Raw genomic sequence first — 16,466 nt, 5'->3', positions numbered from 1 at the left:
AAAGCATTAAAAAGCCGCAGAAGGTAATTATCTTCTGCGGCTTTTTTGTGACTATTACTTTTTTAACTATGTTTTTTAGGGCCAATAATACGCTTTATAACGGGAGCTTTTGTTGGCTTTGGTTCTTTATTTAAAACCATGACAGGGCGTGTCACAAATAAATTATTAGGGTAAATTACACGGTGCCCATCAATATGCTCAAGTACTACATTCATTAAGCCCATTTCAACAATGCGCCCTTCAACATGATTTGCACCATCAATAATTCGTACCCAATAGTCAACACGGCAATCGTTTTGAATAAACATTAGTAAAAATGCGGTGAGATTACTTAATAATGACCAGGCAGCGAAGAGTGCTACGCCCAACATAGCGAATAAAGAGGAGCCTAAAACCAATAAGCCACGAAGCTCTATACCCCAAAATACTAAAACTAAACACAGCACGACAAAGGCGAGTATAATTTTTAGTAAGAGCTCTGCACGGTATTTTCGGTGTAAATCAACTTTCCCCTTAATTGCTTTTTCGAGTAATTTTTTGGTTATTTTTAATAGCAGAGGGAAAACCAAAATAGCGATTATAGTTACAATTAACTTATATTGTGATGCAAACAATTCTAAAACTTCTATTATTTCCACATTAGGCCCTGAACTTTTATACCAATTTAATTCAATTGGTATTAGTTTAACGCGTTTGTATTATTTAAAAAGTGTTTTTAACGCTCACTAACCACTGTACTGAGTCTACGTCATCGTAGCTATCAACTGGGGCTGCAATATCAATGTGGATCATGGTTCCTGAGTTTGCACGACTTGGTGCTAAACGAAGACCCACGCCTATATTTTTTAATACATGTGAATTTTCGCCGTTATTCTCATCGTTAAACCATGCTCTGCCTACATCTACAAAAGCTGCGCCACCCACTTTAAATAGTTGTAGTAAATCGTACTCCCAGTAATAGCGCTTTTCTAGATTAACTAAAAAGCTGCGGTCGCCATGTTGATAATCCATAGGGTAACCACGCAGGCCTGTTTCGCCGCCTAAAGTAAGTTGTTGATCAGCAGTAAGGTTTTTTGCGTATTGCATCCGAGCTTTAACATACCAAGATTGGTCTTCACTGGTATTTAAATAATATTGTACTTGGCTAGTGGCCATAAAGTTTTCGAGTTTTTTCTGTTCTTTATTCCAATAGCCATCAATATCAGCACTAAAACGCCATAAGGTATTATCGTTAGTAAAGTGGGCTTTTTTAAAGTTAAAAGAATACACCGCGCGGCTGTCGTCATTACTTAATGATTCGTCTGAATAGCCAATTAAGCTTTTAATATTCCAACCTAAGTTTAAATCCTCAGTGCGAGATATACTGTCAAAATTGCGCACTTTTATGTAGTTATCTTCAAACCAATGGCCGCTTATAAAGGGATAACTTAAACTTCTGTCATCGGCAAGTGGTGCAAATGTAGTGTCTATAGCTTCAAAGGTATGCTGCTCGTCGGTATAACCTAAGGTTAAGCGTTGGGTCCAATTATTATTAAGCGCTTTAGAGTGTCCTATAAATGCACGGTTTAAATCAGTAGTTTGATCAAATTCGCTAAACTCTTCGCCGCGTTTATATAGTGACTCTTCGCGCTGCTCAGAATAGCTTAAAATACCGTAACTAAAAGGGGTGTCTATCGCGTAAAATGGATAGGTTAGCTCAAGTAAATGGCGCTTGCCATCGCTGTTATCAGCGTACTCTAAACGGCCGCGGTAGCGAGTAGATAAAATATTAGGATCGTCGTAAACAAATAAATAACCGCTACGATCGCTGTCGGTCGTGCGTGACAACGAAAGGCGCTTCCCCCAACCAAGCAGGTTTGATTCTCTAAAACCTATACTCGATTTATTTTCTCCGCCGCTACGGCTAAAGTTTACTTCAGGTAAAAGTGTCCATAAATCACGGGTAACCACTTCTACATTAACATCGCCGTCGCAGTTTTCGATTGCACTAATTTGTGCATCATATAAGTAGCTTTCTTTACGAAGTAGGCGCTCAGACTCTGCAAGCTTTTTAGCATCGTACTTGTCACCTGGGGAGAATAATAAAAGGTTATTAATGACATCGGGCTCTGTTTGAATATGAGCGCGGTTAGCAAATCGGAATAGGGCATTATTTTCCTCTTCAAGCTCAGTATTAAATACATTAAGTTGCTTGAGCTTTATTGAGGCTATTTTAGCGTTACTATTACTGTGCGTGAGGGTTGTTTTGTCTTGAACTTCTCGGCGTAAGTTTTTATTTGTGCTTAAATCTGTCTGTTCTAGAAGGCAGTTATCGGTTTTCATTGAAGATTGTTGTGCGAATGCATTAGGCACATAAAAGCTTAAAACCGTTAAGCTAATACAACATTGTGCTATCCATTTCTTGTTCACCATTAAACCTCTTTACTGCTACGTAGCAAATGACTATCGTAATATCAGCTTACATCATTGTTATTATAATGTAAGTAAAAGGTATGGATTTTGAAACTAATTAATTGTTACTCATATTCACTTATGTTAATAACCAACTTGGTTTAGAACCGCCTGTGCGCGGGGTATTAAAAGCTAACTTAAATAAAATGCTAAAGCGGCTAATAAGTGCTCAGCTTCATGGCCTTCGGCATTAATCCAAATACTTTGGCTATAATGCTCATAGTTTAAATTAAAGGTCTGCTGATTATAGGTAAAGCGGACTTGATGGCGATCGGCGCCTGCAGAATACTCATTGAGTGTTACATCATCTGAGTGTAAAAAGAGTGTACTCCACAGCTCAAAGTCTTCATCGTGTGGAGGCTCGACTGGCGTAATTAAAATGTATTTATGGGCGTGGTCATATTCTATTTGGGTCATAAGGTTCTTAATTTGTAGCTAGGTAATTGCGAATTGCCGTTAAAAATTCGCCGCCGTACTTATTTAATTTAGTAAAACCGACACCCGACACTTTTAAAAATTCACTGTCGTTTGTTGGCATAAGCTGCGCCATTTCGGCTAGCGTTTTATCATTAAATACCACATAAGGTGGTACATCATCGGCATCAGCAAGTTCTTTACGTAGTGCGCGCAGGCGAGCAAACAGTTTTTTGTCGTAATTGAATTGCGCTAACTTATCTTGATAAACGTGTTTGGCTTGCAGGCGTGGCTCGGCTAATTGCAGTGCGTACTCACTTTTTAAAATTGCACGCGCGGCTTCGGTTAACCTAAGTGACGCACCTTGCGTTATATCTTGGCTAAGTAAGCCTTGATGAATAAGCTGGCGTAAAATACTAAGCCAAAATTCACTGCTTTTATCTTTACCTATGCCGTAAGTGCTTAGCTCATGATGATTGTTATCGCGTATGCGGCTAGTATTTGCACCACGTAGTAATTCAACAATGTACCCAAGACCAAAGCGCTGGTCAGCTCTATACACACAAGAAAGCGCTTGTTGGGCAACTAATGTACCGTCAAAGCTTTTAGGTGGATTTAGACAAATATCGCAGTTACCACAAGGTTCGCGCTGATACTCACTAAAATAGTTAAGCAATATTTGGCGGCGACACGTTTGTGCTTCTGCAAAGCTTGCCATTGCGTTAAAGCGTTGTTCTTCTACACGGCGGCGTTGCTCGTCGTCTATGTCTTCAAAAAAGCGCCTTACGCGACCTATATCAGCTGGGTCAAAATACATTATGGCTTCTGCGGCAAGTCCATCTCGCCCAGCTCGGCCTGTTTCTTGATAGTACGACTCTATACTTTTTGGAATATCGTAATGCAGTACAAAACGCACGTTAGGCTTGTTTATACCCATACCAAAAGCAACGGTTGCGACCACTATTTGTATATCGTCACGGGCAAAACCAGTTTGTACAAATTGTCGTTGCTCATTACTCATACCTGCATGGTAGGCAGCGGCGTTAATACCTGCATCAGCTATTTTTTCAGCTATATCGTCTACACGTTTACGGCTGGTGCAATAAATAATACCACTTTGGCTTTTTTGTTCTTTTAAGTAGCGAAGTAGTTGCACCATAGGTTTAAATTTTTCTTCTATGGTGTAGCGAATATTGGGGCGATCAAAGCTGCCAGTATGAATATAAGGCTGTTGTAATTTTAGTTGCTCAACTATATCAAAACGGGTGGCTTTATCGGCAGTTGCAGTGAGCGCCATCATGGGTACATGTGCAAAACGTTGCTTTAATTCGTTTAAGCGAAAGTAATGAGGCCTAAAATCGTGACCCCAATGCGACACACAATGCGCTTCGTCAATGGCAAATAAGCTTACATTTAAATGCGATAAACGCTCTAAAAATTCGCGTTGTAATACTTTTTCAGGTGCCACATATAAAAGCTTAATTTGCCCCTGATGAAGCTGTTGATACACCAATTGCTGCTCTTCTCGCGCTAAGCTGTTATTTACGTAAGCGGCTTTAACCCCAAGTGCTTGAAGTTGACTTACCTGATCTTGCATTAGCGATATGAGCGGAGATATAACAATAGTTACGCCTTCGAGTACTAAAGCGGGTATTTGATAGCAAACCGATTTTCCGCCGCCAGTAGGGAGCAATACAAGCGAGTCTTGGCCGTTAATAGCAGCATCAATAACTGTTTTTTGGCCGTCGCGAAATTCACTGTAGCCAAACACTTGTTTGAGGACAGTTTCGGGTTTACGCACAAGGGTGCTAGAAGGTGGTGTTGATGTATTCATTGGCGGGTATTTTAGTGGTTTTTTAGTGAGATGTCTTTAGCTGAGTTACTTATACCAATCCGCAATACTACTTAATCAATTTGAGGGATCAAATCTGACGCTAGCTGCGTTGAAAATTTCTGATATAGAACAACTAAATAACGAGTTTTTTGCCTTGTTATAGACACTATTTTCTTACCTCCAGATAGATCACTTAATTAAGCTAATTGGTATTAACTTCAACTCTATTGTAAGTAAATTAAACTCTGGTAGTGTTGAAACCGCTTATTAAGATAGATCTGCTTTCTTAAAGTTAGGTTGCTAAGTAAATGATTTAACTAGAGCCTCGTAGTTTTGCTTAAGTTATGCTTTACTCATCGTACCAGTTTAAACATAGAGAATAATAATGAATAAAGAAATGTTAATTGAACAAGTGGGTGCATTATTTGTAAATGGCATGCCGTTCAACCAGTTTTTACAAATATCGGTTGAGTCTTTAAGCCCTGAACAGGCCAAAATTACGTTTCCGTGGCAAGATGTACTCATTGGTAACCCTGCGCAAAAAATACTGCACGGTGGTGTTATTTCAGCCGTACTTGATAATGTAGGCGGTATGCTCGCTGCAGCAAGCGTGATTGATAAGCTCACCGATTTAGATATCACAAGTGTGCAAACAAAATTAGCCACGCTTGGGACTATCGACTTGCGCACTGATTATTTGCGCCCTGGTAAAGGAGAGAGCTTTACAGCGAGTGCCACACTTATTCGCTCAGGTAATAAAGTATGTGTTTGTCGAATGGAATTACATAATGAGCAATCAGTTCAAATTGCTTTTGGGACAGGCACGTATTTAGTTGGATAAAACGTGTATGGGAAGTAAACTAGCGGCCTTTTAAATCACTAAGTGTTTATTATGTCGATTGATACTGAGCAGCGTAAAGGTGCTATTTTTGCTTGTCTTGCTTTTTTTATGTGGGGCCTTGCGCCAATATATTTTAAGTTGATTCAGCATGTTTCTGCCTTTGAAATTTTAATGCATCGGGTTGTTTGGTCGGTTGTATTTTTAGTACTAGTAGTAAGTGTTTTAAAGTATTGGGATAAAGTTAAACGCATTATTGTTCAGCCTAAGCTTTTGCTTATGCTTGTTATTACCTCAACATTGCTAGGGTTTAACTGGGGTTTATTTATATGGGCTATAAATAATAACCATATGCTTGATGCAAGTTTGGGCTATTACATAAACCCTCTTTTAAATGTATTACTGGGTATGCTCTTTTTAGGTGAACGCCTGCGTAAGTTTCAAGGTGTAGCAGTGGCACTTGCCTTTACCGGTGTTGTGCTGCAGCTAATTAGTTTTGGCTCGTTTCCGGTAGTGGCATTTTCACTTGCTATATCGTTTGCGCTTTATGGCTTGTTACGTAAAAAACTACCCGTTGAAGCCTTGCCTGGCATTTTGCTTGAAGCACTTATATTACTGCCTGTTGCACTCATTTATTGGTGGTTAATGGCACCTTCTGCAACATCAAGCCTGCCAGCTAACGATTGGCATACTAATGCATTACTGATTAGTGCAGGTATTGTAACTACATTACCATTGCTGTGTTTTACCGGCGCCGCTAAGCGTTTGCAATACACTACATTAGGCTTTTTTCAGTATATTGGGCCAAGCCTAATGTTTATATTGGCAGTGGTGTTTTACGGTGAAGTGTTTGACGCTGAGAGATTAGTAACGTTTGCATGTATTTGGAGTGCGCTAGCTATTTTTAGTTGGGACTCTTATCATCAATCGCGCAAACGTAAAAAAGCGGCTATTACAGCCGCAGAAGTATAATTAAGCTAATAGAGCTGTTAACTAACTACTTTATTACGACCAGATTCTTTAGCGTCGTAAAGCTTTAAGTCGGCCTGTTTTAATAATTCATCAATTTGATAAACAGGCCCGTTTGCAAAACCAATAGAAATGGTGAATTTTATTTTAGCTTTACTAAACTCCTGGCTATTCATTTCTATAAAGTACCTAAAACCTTCAAGTCTTTTTAGTGCTTCTTGTTTATCCGCATTTGCAAAGTAAACGGCAAACTCTTCACCACCTAAGCGGGCTACTAAATACTTTTTAAAATATTTACTAAAGCAAATAGAGAGTCCTTTTAATACTTCGTCGCCAACATCGTGCCCGTATGTATCGTTAATTGATTTAAAGTGATCAATATCAAGCATAGCTAAAGCACCATCACCTTTAGTATGTTTTATTTGCTTTAATGATTTTTCAGCTTCTTCAAAAAAGTAACGACGATTTGGTAAATTGGTTAAATAATCCGTGTTGGCTTGTCGCCTTATGGTGGCTATAAGTTCTAACATATCGACGTTTTGGCTAAGCCTGCAGTAAAACTCTTCACTATTAAAAGGTTTATGTAAATAATCGTTTGCGCCATTTTTTAAAAATAAACTAGAAAGCCCTACATAGTCAGAGCCCGAAATACCAATAATGGCTTTTTCGTCGTTGCTATATAAGCGGCGAATTTCGCTACATAACTCATCACCATTCATGTTTGGCATTTCGTTATCAGTAATGATGACTGAAATGTCGGGTGAATTTTCGAGCATTTTTAATGCTTCTTTTCCGTCTTGTGCTTCAATAATTTGATATTTGTGACGAACTAATAGGCTGCAAATGTATCGGCGAGTCGATTTAGAGTCATCAACAACCAGTACTTTTACATTTTCGTTGCGGGGTAAGCGATGCAATTGTTTTTCGAGGTATTGGTATGCTTGTTTGTTTTCTTTAATGATGTAATCGATGATTGGGTATTTTTCTACAGTGTCGCGAGTTTTTTTATCAATATTGCCCGTCATTACAATAGTTGGAATGTCTGCATTAATAGTACAAGGTACAGCTTCACCAGATGGGGCATCAGGTAATATGAAGTCAACTACAGCGCAAAAATAGCTATTTTTACTTATAAGCTCTTTTGTTTGCGCTAATGACTCAGCTATATCAACTTCATAACCAGCCTTAAGCGCGATGTGCTTTTGCACTCGCGCCATTGCAGGTGTATCTTCAACTATTAGTATTTTTCGCGTCACGGAACAACCCTGTTTATATTTTGCAAAAATATTTGCTTATACAAGTTGTAACTGTTAAAACGCAAAAAAGCAAATAACTTAAGTACTTACAGATTATCCGCTTCTGAATAATACTCTTGGCTAATCGGTGCCGGCCCTGACATTTTTGAGCGGCCAAATAAAGTATGAAACTTAGTTTTACAAGTCGTTAGTTTTAAGTATTTTACCCAAGCTCGTTCGATTGGGTTGGTAGGTTCTTGTGAGCCAGTTACGACTGCTACAAACTGTTCTTGGTGTTCGTTTTGCGGCTCAATTGTTTTACTGTATAAGCCTTTTAAAACAACTCCGTGTTGTTCAAGTATGCTGGCTTCTAATAAGGTGAAGTTTCCGCTGCGGCTAAAGCCTCGTGGAAAGTTTTGATCATCATAAAATTGACGTTGGCTAACAAATGCTTGGCGTAGTAATGAAATGTTATTGCTCATAGCTTTATCCTCATACCTTAGTAATTAGCTGGAGTATGATGCAAGTTTGGCAATTTATTAAACAAATTATTTTTATCGTGAGGATAAAAAATTGGATATCGATTTATTAAAAACATTCGTTGAGGTAGTGCGTACGCGTCACTTTGGTAAAGCGGCCGAAAACCTTTATATTACGCAGTCTGCAGTGAGCTTTAGAATTCGCCAATTAGAGCAAGGACTTGGTGTTAATTTGTTTATTCGCCAGCGTAATAACATTCAACTTACAGCACCTGGCGAGCGTTTATTACCCCATGCACAAATGATTATTACGGGCATGCAGCGGGCCAAAGTAGATGTTGCACTTGCCGATAATATGCATAAGCAAATTAGCTTAGCAGGAACGCCTAATATTTGGGATGCTTTTTTACAGTTTGGTATAACAAATATTGTATCGGCGATGCCGGGCGTGTCGTTGGTTGCAGAAGTTAAAGCACAACAAGAGAGCACTCGACTTTTATTAGAGCGTACTCTCGATTTGGCAATATTATTTGATCCACCAAAAGTAGATGAATTAGTAGTAGAGCGAATTTGTGAGTTGCCAATCATTCCCGTAAGCGGATACGACACTGCAACGAACGAAAACTTTTTTGATAATCAATATGTGTATGTTGATTGGGGAACTACTTTTTCTCTTTGGCATGCGCGTCAGTTTACAGGAAAAACACCCCCTTACTTTAGAACCAGCACGGGACGTATTGCACTTGATTTAATACTGCAATGTGGTGGTAGTGCATTTATACCTCAAGTATTGGTTGAAGGGCATTTAGAAAAAGGTGAGTTGTTTCATGTTAAAGGGGTAGAAAACACCTCAAGGGACGTATTTATTGCGTATCACAGAGACAACGAGCAAAAAGAGCTAATAGAAACCTTAGTTAATTTACTTTCGCAAATGACGCCAAGCTTGTCATTAAAGCAAGATAAGTAAGTACGACCATTTACTAGACTTTCATGTTATTTTGATTTCACATTTAATGCATTTTTATTAATAAAAAAAGACATTAATATTTCCGTTGTAATATTACTGTCATTTAGGAATGACAAAATGCAGCAGTTTTGAAAATTAGTCTTTTGTGATTATCCAAGGAAATAACATGAAATTTGTAAAATCGAGCTTATGCTTAGCACTATTAAGTGGTTTATCTTTTAATGCACTTGCCGACGTAGACATTTACGGTAAAGCGAATGTAACAGTGCAATCATCTGATGATGGCGAAGGGTCTTTTACTGAGATAAAAAGTAATGCATCTCGTCTTGGTGTTAAAGGTTCTGAAAAAATAAATGATAGTTTAGAAGCGGTATATAAGTTTGAGTTTCAAGTTGATGTGTCTGATGCTGATTCAAAAGGCGATAACGACGACAATATTTCTGCGCGTAACCAATATGTTGGTTTAAAAGGTGCGTTTGGTCAGGTTGTAATTGGTCGTAACGATACTGCGCTTAAGCAATCTCAAGGTAAGTTAGATTTATTTAACGACCTTGAAGGCGACATTAAAAATGTATTTAAAGGTGAAAACCGCTTAGGAAATACAGTTAGTTATTCATCAAACTCATACGAAGGTTTTAAAGTACTAGCTACTTTTGTAGCTGAAGATGATGTAGACGCTGATAACGGTTACTCAATGGCGGTTACTTACGGCGACGTGGCACTTAAAAAGAGCGCGGTATACGCATCTATTGCAGCCGATAGCGAAGTAAATGGCTACGACGTAGTGCGTGCATCAATCCAAGGTAAAGTTGAAAACTTTAAATTGGGCGCAATGTACCAAACACAAGAAGCAGTAGATGGCAGCGCAGAAGCGGATGGTTACTTGCTAAATGCTGCTTACAGCATGGGTAACAACACATTTAAAGTGCAATACCAAGATATGGACTTTGACGACAGCGACGATAAGTCAGCAATATCAGTTGGTCTTGATCATAAATTAAATAAAAACATTAAAGTATTTGGCTTTTACTCAAGCTTCGATATGGACAACAACGTTGACCAAGACTACGTAGGCTTAGGTATGGAATACAAGTTTTAACTATTCGCTAAATTAGTTTAAACACTCCCTTTTTAACTGCGCTCTTTTGAGTGCGGTTTTTTTTGCTTTAAATTATTTACTTAGCCGCCCATAATAGAGCTTCATTTGGAATGAGGTGCGAGTCCTCGACTGTTCCCGCAACTGTAATTAGCGCAAAGCTTTAAGTCAGATACAAATGATATAATACCAATTTTATTAAAAACATGATCTTTCTAGCGAATTAAATAACTTACTAACTTCGTTAAAAATTATTCATATAGAACAACTATATGTCGTAATTTCCGCCTTGTTATTAAGCTATTTATTTGTCGCTATAATAAATCACTAATTTAATGCAATTGGTATGAATTCTTTTAACGAGCGGGTTTACTCATTTTTTCTTGTAGTGCATTAGTATTTTTATCGCATTTTTAGTGAGTTTAACCTAGGGTCTGTTGAACTTTGCGGATTAAAATTTGTTCAAACTAGGGGCTATTTAATCGCGGCGCGAGGTTTGTAACCTAGTGGGCTAAGTAAAAACTGAGCAACAAAGAGTAAATAGCCCCTAGGAAGAACCCTTTGGGCAGCGCCTGTTTGGCATTAATGCTACGTTATCGCCCATTTATGGGGAATAACCACACTACATAGGCTCTGCCTTGCCTAAATACCAAACAGACTGTTGCAAATTTAACCTTGAAAGATCAACAGACCCTAGCCTAGGACTGACTATTGCACACTCAAACGCCATTAAATAAACCATTACTAAACGTTAAAAACGTATCGTGGGATATTGGCAATAAAACGATTCTCAAAAAAATAAACCTTAAAATAACCACAGGTAAATTTGTTGGTTTAATTGGGCCTAATGGCGCAGGTAAATCGAGCTTATTGCGTTGTCTATATCGTTTTAATAAACCAAGTGATGGCGTTGTAGAGTTTAACAACACCGACATTTGGCAGCTAAAAAGCGATGAGTACGCAAAAAAAGTAGCGGTTGTTTTACAAGAAACCCCGTCGCAATTTAACTTAAGCGTATTTGATGTTATTGCGCTTGGGCTAACGCCTCATAAATCGCTATTTAGCTCAATAACTAACATTGATAAACAAAAAATTATTCAAGCTATTAATACCGTAGGATTAGCAGAGAATAGTGATCAAAGCTTTGAATCGCTCTCAGGCGGTGAAAAACAACGTGCCTTGATAGCCCGCGCCATAGTCCAGCAACCTCAACTGTTAATAATGGACGAGCCAACTAGCCATTTAGATGTTAAATACCAAATACAGGTAATGGAGCTTGCTAAATCGTTGGGTGTAACGGTGTTTGCATCGTTTCATGATTTAAACTTAGCCTCTGCAATGTGCGATGAACTAGTGGTTATTAAAAACGGTGAAATTACGCATACAGGCGCGCCAAGTGAGGTATTAACCGAAAACATGCTAGGCGACGTTTTTGGTGTCTGCGCTCAAGTAAATAGCCACCCGCAAATATCGAAGTCGGGAAATAGCATCCCTCATATCACTTACTTTTATGGTTACGAATAATATGCGCGCAGTTAATACTCGCCAATCACTTGCGCTATTCATAAGTGCTGCAGCGGCTTTATTTAGCTTATTTGCAGCACTTAGTTTTGGCGCAGCAGAGACCTCACTTCAAGACGTACTTAATAGTTTTTTACTCTCAAATGATGCGTCTTTTAATACGCGTATTATTTTTGAACTAAGAATGCCACGCACATTACTCGCCTTTTTAGCAGGCTCAGGTTTAGCAATTGCGGGGCTTATTTTACAAACGGTAACACGTAACCCTTTAGCCGATCCTTACTTATTTGGTATATCGTCGGGTGCCTCATTTGGCGTGGTGTTACTTATGGCGCTAGCAGGTATTAGCGCAGGCTTTATGCTATCTGCAGCAGCACTGCTGGGCAGCTTACTCGCCATGAGTTTATTAATACTTATTGCAGGTAGGCAGCAAAGTGCACAGGTAGAATCAATGTTATTAGCTGGTGTTGCTCTGTCATTTTTATTTAGTGCATTTACCAGCTTGTTGCTTTATTGGAGCGACCCTCAGGCGGTAGCCGCTATTTTATTTTGGACACTGGGCAGCTTTGCTCGTGCGCAGTGGGCTACGCTTTGGTTACCTTTATTGGTAATCACATTGTGTACGTTTGTAATGCTGAGCTTTAGAAGGCAACTCAATGCGATGTTACTTGGCGATGAAAGCGCAATTACATTAGGTGTTAGGGTCCAGCGCTTTAGAGTACTTATGCTGGTTTTGAGCTCATTAATTACCGCTGTGCTGGTGGCTATGTGTGGTGGTATTGGGTTTGTAGGATTAATGGTACCGCACATTGTGCGCTTTTTTATATCCCAAGGCACCATCGCTGGCTTACTGGTAACCAGCTTAGTGGGCGGTACATTTATGGTGTGGGTTGATGTACTTTCGCGCTCATTGCTAAAAAACCAAGAATTGCCCGTAGGTGTTATAACCGCTGCTATTGGTAGCGTGTTCTTTTTGAGTTTATTGTTTTTTAGAAAGCGAAGGGTGTAATTCCATGAAAACCTTAATGGTGCAAGGCACTACATCAGATGCTGGTAAAAGTACCCTAGTTGCAGCCCTTTGTAGAGTGTTTGCTAAGCGAGGGGTAAAGGTTGCGCCTTTTAAACCACAAAATATAGCACTTAATAGCGCAGTAACAAAAGATGGCGGCGAAATTGGTCGTGCGCAAGCTTTGCAAGCAATAGCGGCTAAAGTAGAGCCCGAAATAGACTTTAATCCTATTTTACTTAAACCTAATAGCGACACGGGCGCACAAGTGATTATTCACGGAAAAGCCATTAGCAATATGGAAGCGGGCAAATATCACGACTATAAAAAAGTGGCGATGGATGCAGTAATTACCTCACATAACCGCTTAGCTAAACGTTTTGATTTACTCCTTGTTGAAGGAGAGGGGAGTCCTGCTGAAATAAACCTGCGTGAAAACGATATTGCCAATATGGGTTACGCCGAAGAGGTAGATTGCCCTGTCATTATTATTGCCGATATTGATAAAGGTGGTGTGTTTGCACATTTGGTAGGTACGCTTGCGTTGTTAAGCGAGTCAGAACAGGCGCGCGTAAAAGGCTTTGTTATAAACCGCTTTAGAGGCGATATAGGTTTGCTGCAAGGCGGGCTAGATTGGCTTGAAGAATACACAAACAAACCCGTGCTTGGCGTATTACCTTATTTGCACGATCTTGCGCTTGATGCTGAAGACGCCGTCGCAATTGATAATAATGTAACCAACGCTACAATTAATATTGCAGTGCTACTTGTTCCCCACATTAGTAACCACACCGATTTTGATGCACTGCGTTTGCACCCAAACATTAATATAAATTATGTGCGCCATACCCAAACGATCCCAGACGTTGATCTGATAATTCTCCCAGGCAGTAAAAATGTGCTGGGCGATTTAAATTTTTTGAAAAATGAAGGCTGGGACACTCAAATTAAGCGCCACTTACGCTATGGTGGCAAAGTACTTGGCATTTGTGGCGGCATGCAAATGCTGGGCAATACGCTCAACGATCCCGATGGTATTGAATCGTCATTAAAGCAAGTAAATGGACTTGCCCTGTGCGACTTTGAAACCACGCTAACAGCGCAAAAAGTATTAACTAAAATAACCGCTACACTGCTTTTAAATAACCAACAAACACCCTGTAGTGGTTACGAAATACATGCAGGAATTAGCCAAGGTGCAGCGCTTAATAAGCCATTTTTAACCTTTGATGAAAACCACCCAAATGGTTTTACGTTTGATGGCTTTATTAGCGATGATAACGCCATTGCGGGCACCTATTTACATGGTTTATTTGATGAAGCCGATGCTACATCGCAAATTTTAAAATGGGTAAAACCAAGCGCCTCAATTAATCCAATTAGTATTGCCACTCATCGCGAGCAGCAGTTAGAACGATTAGCAACCATGTGCGAAACGCATTTAAATATACAGCAAATTATCTCGATTTATGAAGGGCACAATAATGACTGAACAAAACAACGATAAGCACAAGCAGCGCCAACAAAAAGTAAAAGAACAAGTGGATGCGCGCGTTGCTGCAGCACAAGATGTAAAAGGTATTTTTCAGGTGATTACGGGTAATGGTAAAGGTAAATCAACCTCGGGTTTTGGCGTTGTAGCACGCTGCGTAGGGCATGGTAAAAAAGCAGCCGTTTGCCAATATATTAAAGGCACTTGGGAATGTGGCGAGCGTAATTTATTACAAGGTGCAGGCGTTGAGTTTGTTGTAATGAACACCGGTTTTACCTGGGATACACAAAATAAAGAAGCCGATACAGCGGCCGCCCAAGCAACATGGCAAGAGTCAAAACGCATGCTTGCTGATAGCAGTATTGATTTAGTATTACTCGATGAGCTTACGTATATGGTGACCTACGGCTACGTTGATTTAGATGAAGTAGTAACGGCGCTTAATAACCGCCCACCAATGCAGTCAGTTATTATTACAGGGCGTGCAGCGCATCGTACTTTAACCGACCTTGCCGACACTGTAAGCGAAGTGCGTAATGTAAAACATGCATTCGACTCAGGTATAAAAGCGCTTGAAGGGTTTGATTACTAATGCTTAAAGCGTTTTTTATTGGGGGGCTGCTTTTTAGTGTATCGGGTGATGCACTTGCAGAGCAAGTTAATGATTCTAAAAAACTGCGAATAATCGCGCTTGCACCACATATAGTCGAAAACCTATTTGCCATAGGGGCGGGCGATAATATTGTGGGCACGGTTGATTACGCCGACTACCCTGCTGAGGCCCAAAGTATTGAGCGCATAGGCGGTTATTACGGTATCTCGCTTGAAAAAGTATTGGCGCTTAAACCCGACTTAGTTATTGCATGGAAAAGCGGAAATCAAAGCGAAGATTTAGCCCAAATAGAGCACCTTGGCATAAAAGTATATTTGAGTAACCCCACCACAATCGCTGGTGTAGCCGACGAGTTACTTACTTTTGGTGAATTTACAGGGAACATTAAGCAAAGCCAGCAAGCGGCAAGCGCATTTAAACATAAGCTAAATGGTATTGTTAAAAGCCAGCAAGATAAAAAAAATATTACCGGGTTTTATCAGTTATGGGCTGAGCCCATGATGACAGTAAGTAAAAATACATGGATAAGCCAACTGATTGAAACATGCCATGTAAGTAATGTATTTGCACAGAGCGTTACAGATTACCCGCAAATTAGTATCGAAAATGTCATTGTTACTAAGCCACAAGTTATTATTATCCCTGATGAAAAATCAAAAACGCCACAGCCGGTTGTTAATTGGCAAAAGTGGCCAGAAGTGCCTGCAGTTAAAAACGATCAATTTATTAGCGTAAATGCCGATTTATTACATCGTTTTACTCCGCGCATGCTAGATGGACTCGCGGATATGTGTGATAAAATAGACGCATCACGTAAACAGATTAAGAGTACACAATGAGCGATTGGGCTACATTTTTAGAAAGTGAATTACAGCAACTTTACATGCAGCAAACGTTAGAGTATGTGGCTAATCGCCGCAATGAAGGTGTTGCTGTTTATCCGCCTGAACCTCAAGTATTTAGTGCTTTTGATGCCACAGCACTAAATGACATCCGCGTTGTAATTTTAGGACAAGACCCATACCACGGAGAAGGGCAAGCGCATGGCTTGTGTTTTTCGGTATTGCCTGATGTAAAAAAGCTGCCGCCGTCGCTTAAAAATATGTACAAAGAGTTAGCTACCGATATCAGCGGTTTTACTGTTCCTGAGCACGGGTTCCTGCAAAGCTGGGCAGATCAGGGCGTGTTTTTACTCAATACAGTATTGACCGTTGAGCAAGGGCAAGCGCATTCCCATAAGCATTTAGGATGGGAGCAATTTACCGATAATGTAATAGCGCATATTAATAAACACTGCGAAGGTGTGGTATTTATTTTATGGGGTGCACACGCACAAAAAAAAGGTAAAGGCATAGATAGCGCTCGCCATCATGTTTTAAAAGGGCCGCACCCATCGCCGCTTTCGGCGCATAGAGGCTTTTTTGGCTGTCAGCATTTTTCAAAAACGAATGAGCTATTACAAGCCCAAGATGAAAAACCGATTAACTGGCAGGTGTAAATAACCTGGGCTCTGAATAATAAATTTATCTCATGCAGCTATTTTCAGCGCAT

The 16,466-nt window shown here is 39.7% G+C and carries 16 protein-coding genes and 1 riboswitch; of the genes, 10 read left to right on the top strand and 6 right to left on the bottom strand.

From position 1 onward, the window contains the following. Positions 1-62: 62 nt before the first annotated feature. The 4 genes from I6E85_RS15790 to recQ all read right to left on the bottom strand — a co-directional run bounded on the left by I6E85_RS15790 (position 63) and on the right by recQ (position 4,699). A complete protein-coding gene (locus I6E85_RS15790; protein WP_024590699.1) occupies positions 63-638 on the bottom strand; it encodes a mechanosensitive ion channel domain-containing protein in 576 nt (191 codons plus the stop codon). A 64-nt stretch (positions 639-702) separates the two neighbouring features. Next, positions 703-2,412, bottom strand: coding sequence for a BamA/TamA family outer membrane protein (locus I6E85_RS15785; protein WP_024590700.1), 1,710 nt, complete (start codon positions 2,410-2,412; stop codon positions 703-705). A 171-nt stretch (positions 2,413-2,583) separates the two neighbouring features. Next, complete coding sequence (locus I6E85_RS15780) at positions 2,584-2,868, bottom strand: DUF3630 family protein (RefSeq protein WP_007583724.1); 285 nt, start codon at positions 2,866-2,868, stop codon at positions 2,584-2,586. 7 nt (positions 2,869-2,875) lie between these two features. Next, positions 2,876-4,699 (bottom strand): DNA helicase RecQ, encoded by a 1,824-nt coding sequence (gene recQ / locus I6E85_RS15775; RefSeq protein ID WP_024590701.1) that lies wholly within the window; start codon positions 4,697-4,699, stop codon positions 2,876-2,878. Between the two features lie 385 nt (positions 4,700-5,084). Between recQ and I6E85_RS15770 the strand changes: the two genes are divergently transcribed. Then, positions 5,085-5,540: a thioesterase family protein gene (locus I6E85_RS15770; protein WP_024596241.1), complete on the top strand. Its 456-nt coding sequence runs from the start codon at positions 5,085-5,087 to the stop codon at positions 5,538-5,540. Positions 5,541-5,591: 51 nt separating this feature from the next. Continuing rightward, the gene (gene rarD, locus I6E85_RS15765) at positions 5,592-6,509 is read left to right on the top strand and encodes an EamA family transporter RarD (RefSeq protein ID WP_024607528.1); all 918 of its coding nucleotides are present in this window, start codon (positions 5,592-5,594) and stop codon (positions 6,507-6,509) included. A gap of 17 nt (positions 6,510-6,526) precedes the next feature. Here rarD and I6E85_RS15760 read toward each other — a convergent pair whose 3' ends face one another. Together I6E85_RS15760 and I6E85_RS15755 are read right to left on the bottom strand one after the other, a co-directional pair. Then, a complete protein-coding gene (locus tag I6E85_RS15760) occupies positions 6,527-7,762 on the bottom strand; it encodes a response regulator (protein ID WP_024590704.1) in 1,236 nt (411 codons plus the stop codon). An 86-nt stretch (positions 7,763-7,848) separates the two neighbouring features. After that, entirely contained in the window at positions 7,849-8,223 is a 375-nt protein-coding gene (locus tag I6E85_RS15755; protein WP_002961378.1) for a DUF413 domain-containing protein, read from the bottom strand. 91 nt (positions 8,224-8,314) lie between these two features. On the opposite strand from I6E85_RS15755, the gene I6E85_RS15750 reads away from it, so the two are divergent. From I6E85_RS15750 to ung, 8 genes are all read left to right on the top strand, one after another. Then, entirely contained in the window at positions 8,315-9,187 is an 873-nt protein-coding gene (locus tag I6E85_RS15750; protein WP_007583736.1) for a LysR family transcriptional regulator, read from the top strand. 166 nt (positions 9,188-9,353) lie between these two features. Further along, a complete protein-coding gene (locus tag I6E85_RS15745) occupies positions 9,354-10,286 on the top strand; it encodes a porin (RefSeq protein WP_024590705.1) in 933 nt (310 codons plus the stop codon). A gap of 61 nt (positions 10,287-10,347) precedes the next feature. Beyond that, a riboswitch (cobalamin riboswitch) is annotated at positions 10,348-10,482 on the top strand. Between the two features lie 512 nt (positions 10,483-10,994). Next, complete coding sequence (locus I6E85_RS15740; RefSeq protein WP_197237137.1) at positions 10,995-11,807, top strand: ABC transporter ATP-binding protein; 813 nt, start codon at positions 10,995-10,997, stop codon at positions 11,805-11,807. A 1-nt stretch (position 11,808) separates the two neighbouring features. Further along, a complete protein-coding gene (locus I6E85_RS15735) occupies positions 11,809-12,813 on the top strand; it encodes an iron ABC transporter permease (RefSeq protein ID WP_197237136.1) in 1,005 nt (334 codons plus the stop codon). A gap of 4 nt (positions 12,814-12,817) precedes the next feature. Continuing rightward, positions 12,818-14,302, top strand: a complete 1,485-nt coding sequence (locus I6E85_RS15730; RefSeq protein ID WP_197237135.1) for a cobyric acid synthase — start codon at positions 12,818-12,820, stop codon at positions 14,300-14,302. Further along, entirely contained in the window at positions 14,295-14,894 is a 600-nt protein-coding gene (cobO, locus tag I6E85_RS15725) for a cob(I)yrinic acid a,c-diamide adenosyltransferase (protein WP_007376484.1), read from the top strand. Before I6E85_RS15730 ends, cobO begins: the two co-directional genes overlap by 8 nt. After that, positions 14,894-15,754 (top strand): cobalamin-binding protein, encoded by an 861-nt coding sequence (locus I6E85_RS15720; protein WP_197237134.1) that lies wholly within the window; start codon positions 14,894-14,896, stop codon positions 15,752-15,754. The genes cobO and I6E85_RS15720 overlap by 1 nt, the downstream gene beginning before the upstream one ends. After that, complete coding sequence (gene ung, locus I6E85_RS15715; protein ID WP_197237133.1) at positions 15,751-16,413, top strand: uracil-DNA glycosylase; 663 nt, start codon at positions 15,751-15,753, stop codon at positions 16,411-16,413. Before I6E85_RS15720 ends, ung begins: the two co-directional genes overlap by 4 nt. The last annotated feature ends 53 nt before the right edge of the window (positions 16,414-16,466 follow it).

The organism is Pseudoalteromonas sp. NZS71 (genome assembly GCF_015864715.1).
GTDB lineage: Bacteria > Pseudomonadota > Gammaproteobacteria > Enterobacterales > Alteromonadaceae > Pseudoalteromonas > Pseudoalteromonas arctica.
Note: the sequence above shows the minus strand (reverse complement) of the source record. Positions and strands in the feature narration are given on the sequence as shown.